The organism is Pseudoalteromonas sp. (genome assembly GCF_041613455.1).
Lineage (GTDB): Bacteria > Pseudomonadota > Gammaproteobacteria > Enterobacterales > Alteromonadaceae > Pseudoalteromonas.
Window position 1 is genome coordinate 1 of record NZ_JBFJHD010000248.1, and the last position, 4,132, is coordinate 4,132.

The 4,132-nt window shown below is 40.8% G+C and carries 4 protein-coding genes; 2 read left to right on the forward strand and 2 right to left on the reverse strand.

Annotated features, from left to right (window positions below; genetic code table 11):
* A partial coding sequence (locus ABYB02_RS15295) for an L-serine ammonia-lyase, iron-sulfur-dependent, subunit alpha (RefSeq protein WP_372763266.1) occupies positions 1 to 498 on the forward strand: 498 nt, incomplete at its 5' end.
* Between the two features lie 67 nt (positions 499 to 565).
* Here the strand turns inward: ABYB02_RS15295 and cysB are convergent.
* Entirely contained in the window at positions 566 to 1,543 is a 978-nt protein-coding gene (gene cysB, locus ABYB02_RS15300) for an HTH-type transcriptional regulator CysB (RefSeq protein WP_372763267.1), read from the reverse strand.
* A 284-nt stretch (positions 1,544 to 1,827) separates the two neighbouring features.
* Here cysB and ABYB02_RS15305 point away from each other — a divergent pair, with 284 nt between their 5' ends.
* On the forward strand, positions 1,828 to 2,586 hold the full coding sequence (locus ABYB02_RS15305) for a hypothetical protein (protein ID WP_372763268.1): 759 nt from the start codon (positions 1,828 to 1,830) through the stop codon (positions 2,584 to 2,586).
* An 88-nt stretch (positions 2,587 to 2,674) separates the two neighbouring features.
* Here ABYB02_RS15305 and ABYB02_RS15310 read toward each other — a convergent pair whose 3' ends face one another.
* On the reverse strand, positions 2,675 to 3,967 hold the full coding sequence (locus ABYB02_RS15310; protein WP_372763269.1) for an NCS2 family permease: 1,293 nt from the start codon (positions 3,965 to 3,967) through the stop codon (positions 2,675 to 2,677).
* Between the last annotated feature and the right edge of the window lie 165 nt (positions 3,968 to 4,132).

Here is a 4,132-nt window from a genome sequence, read left to right on the forward strand (position 1 = left end):
GCAGGTATTTTACCGGCGGTACTAATGTACTACCACACGTTTATTAAAGAAGTGGATCGTGATATTGCCACCCGCTATTTATTAACCGCAGCAGCGATTGGCATTTTATACAAAAAGAACGCCTCTATTTCCGGTGCCGAAGTGGGCTGTCAGGGTGAAGTTGGCGTAGCTTGTTCAATGGCCGCGGGAGCACTCACCGAAATTGTTGGTGGTAATGTGGTACAAGTTGAAAATGCCGCCGAAATTGGTATGGAGCATAACTTAGGCCTCACCTGCGACCCGGTTGGCGGCTTGGTGCAAGTACCGTGTATTGAACGCAATGCCATGGGCGCAATAAAAGCCATTAACGCATCGCGTTTAGCCATTCGCGGCAGTGGCGAGCAAAAGGTATCCCTTGATAAAGTGATTAAAACTATGCTTGAAACGGGTAACGATATGAAAACCAAATATAAAGAAACAGCCCGTGGCGGTTTAGCGGTTAATATTATTGAATGTTAATAGCTGAATAAACGCACAAAAAAAGCCGCGTATTTAAAAATACGCGGCTTTTTTAATCTGATACTGGTTATTTAACCGGTAATTCGATATCGGCAAACAATTTATCAACGTCTTCTTGGTTACGTAATAAATTAGCACGCTCCACTCGGTCTTTCGTTAAATGCGGGGCAAAGCGTTCAATAAAGTCATACATATAAGTGCGTAAAAAGCTGCCTTTTCTAAAGCCTATTTTAGTGGTGCTGGCTTCAAATAAATGGCTGGCATCAATACACACTAAGTCCGTATCATTTACTTGGTCAATCGCCATTGAAGCAACAACACCCACCCCAAGCCCTAAACGTACATAGGTTTTTATTACATCGGCATCGGTTGCAGTAAACACTATGTGTGGCTCTAAGCCATAGGCGTTAAACGCTTTATCAAGCTCTGAGCGACCCGTAAAGCCAAATACATAAGTGATCAATGGATACTTAGCGATATCTGCTACCGTTAAATTATCGGCTTTTTCTGCCAATGGGTGATCTTTGGCCACCACAATACTGCGGTTCCAATGGTAGCAAGGCAACATCACTAAATCTGAATATAAGTGTAGCGCTTCGGTGGCAATGGCAAAATCGGCATCACCACGGGCAGCCGCATCAGATATTTGCTGCGGAGTACCTTGGTGCATATGCAAAGACACTGCTGGGTATTTTTTCATAAACCCTTTAATCACCGTCGGCAATGCATAACGCGCTTGGGTATGTGTTGTGGCAATATTAAGTTTACCCTGATCGGGTAAGGTGTGTTCGTTGGCAACCGCTTTAATGCCTTCAACCTTAGATAATATTTCTCGCGATATATTAATAACGTCTTCGCCGGCGCTGGTTACATGGGTTAAATGCTTACCACTGCGGCCAAAAATTTGAATACCTAGCTCATCTTCAAGCATGCGAACTTGCTTAGAAATACCCGGTTGCGAGGTAAATAAACTTTCAGCAGTGGCTGACACATTTAATTTATGATTTTGAACTTCTACGATATATCTAAGTTGTTGTAATTTCATAGCTATGTATTTTCGTTATTATTCACATTATTGAGGGATAAATGCTAAACCTATAAATTTGGTATCATCGAAAAGATTGATTTTTATTAATAATACAGTATCCAGCAGATTGAGGCTTTAGGCTAGCACAATAAATATCGTTCAGATAGCAATGATTATCAGTCTTTTATATAAGGTATTAAGATTTCAATGCTTTGTTTAAAGTTAATCGGCGCAAAGTTTTCCTGTTCTTATATATTTAATGTAAGATTAGCGTATTAGGTTAAGAACCCGAGAATTATAACATGATCGTTTCTATTATAATTGCACTGATTGTAGCCCTTATTGTGATTGCATTATGGGTAAGTGCAGTGCAACAGCATAAAGAAAAACAAGAAGCTGAACGCCGCAAAGAGTTAACAAAACAAAAAGCTATCATCGAAGAAACCGAAGAAGCTTTAATAAACAGTGCTAATATTCCACTGTCGGAAAACACTCTGCGTGTATTGCAAAAACGTAACCTTGATGCACTTAATACTATGGTGTCGTTATCAACTGGTTCAAAAGTGCTGAAAAACCGCCTTAATGAAGCAAAAGAGCGCTTAAATAAACCGGTACCACCAAACAGTAATGAGCCAATCGCCCTGCCCACCAACGATAAACAATTAGTACTATTAATACAGGGGATAAAAAAATTACGCTCAATCCTTCGCTCAGAGCATAATAAAGGCAATGTTGATAGCCAAATATTTAGTATTGAAGACAAGCGCTTAGAAAAGCTGCAGTTACAAATTAATATTGAAAGCCAAATTAAACGTGGTTTATCGGCACGAGCTGCGGGTATGGTAGGCTCTGCCAGACAGTACTTTGAAAAAGCACAAACGTCACTTAACGCGGTCACTTACAGTGATGACTATGTAACAGCGAAAACCCAAGAAGTTGAAGGTTATTTAGATGAAATTAGTTCAGAGCTGAAAGCATCGAATGCCAGTGCCTTGAAAAAGAAAGCAGCAGAAGAGCTCGACGAGTTAGACGTGCTATTTGCTCCTAAAAAGAAATGGTAATGTTGAGTTAACAAATTAACTAAATAAAAAAAGCCCATACATAATTGTATAGGCTTTTTTATAGTAAGTTACTTATTTACCCTAAAACCTAAGATAAGAAAGCAAATTTTATAATAAATAAAGCAGTTAAAATCCACACACTAATGCTTACCTGATCTTTTTTACCGCACAATACTTTAACCGCAGTATACGAAATAAAGCCCAGCGCAATACCATGTGCAATCGAGAAAGTTAATGGGGTCATTAATAACACCACACTGACCGGTATCGCATCGGTCATATCATCCCAATTCACAAACTTTAAGTTTTGCAGCATCAGCACAGACACATATAAAATAGCCCCTGCGGTGGCATACGCGGGTACCATTTGCGCCAGCGGTGCAAAAAACATCATCAGTAAAAAGCAAATACCCACAACAACCGCTGTTAAACCAGTGCGCCCGCCCACCGATACGCCAGCAACCGACTCAATATACGACGTAGTAGTAGAAGTACCTAACATAGCACCGGCAATCGTTGCAGTACTATCGGCACTCAGTGCGCGACCTAAACGTGGCATGTTGCCATGTTTGTCGGCTAAGCCTGCCTTTTGCGTCACAGCCACTAAGGTGCCTGAGGTATCAAATAAATCAACGAATAAAAACGCAAAAATAACGCTTAGCATCGACAGCTCAAACGCGGCGCTAAAATCAAGCTGCATAAAGGTAGGCATAATCGACGGCGGCATGGCAATCACACCTTGGTATTCAACCAAGCCTAAGCTCACCGCAATTACCGTGATCAGTAAAATGCTAATTAATACGCCACTTTTAAAGTCGCGATACAGTAAGCCTGCAATAATAAAAAAGCTTAAAATAGCCAATAACGGCCCTGCAGCAGTAATATCACCTAATTGCACTAACGTGGCAGGGCTTGCAACAATAATTCCGGCACTTTTTAACGCGATTAACGCTAAAAATGCGCCAATCCCAGTGGCAATGGCTTGCTTGAGCACCAGCGGAATCGCGTTGATGATCCACTCACGTATTTTAAATAAACTTAACAGTAAAAATAGACAGCCCGACATAAAAACAGCACCTAAGGCTGCTTGCCAGCTGTAACCCATGCCTAACACAACCCCATAGGTGAAAAACGCGTTTAACCCCATACCCGGTGCAAGTGCTAAAGGATAATTTGCCCATAGCCCCATGATAAAACAGCCTATAGCGGCAGCAATACAAGTTGCAACAAAAGCAGCACCTTGATCCATACCCGCTTCAGCAAGCATCGCAGGGTTAACAAAAACAATATAAACCATGGTAATAAATGTGGTAATACCGGCAATACATTCACGTTTTACCGAGGTATTATTGGCGCGGATTTTAAATAAAGCTTCGAGCATAACAAACTTATGGTAGTAAAAAGTGGCGAGATTTTAGCATAAAAATCTATCGTTAGAGGACATTTTGCCTTGTCATATACTAAGCTATTGAAATAGTTAAAATAACAATTTAATACGCCGACAAAACAGAGCCACAGAGCACCATTTGGCAGAGTAATTTAAGGC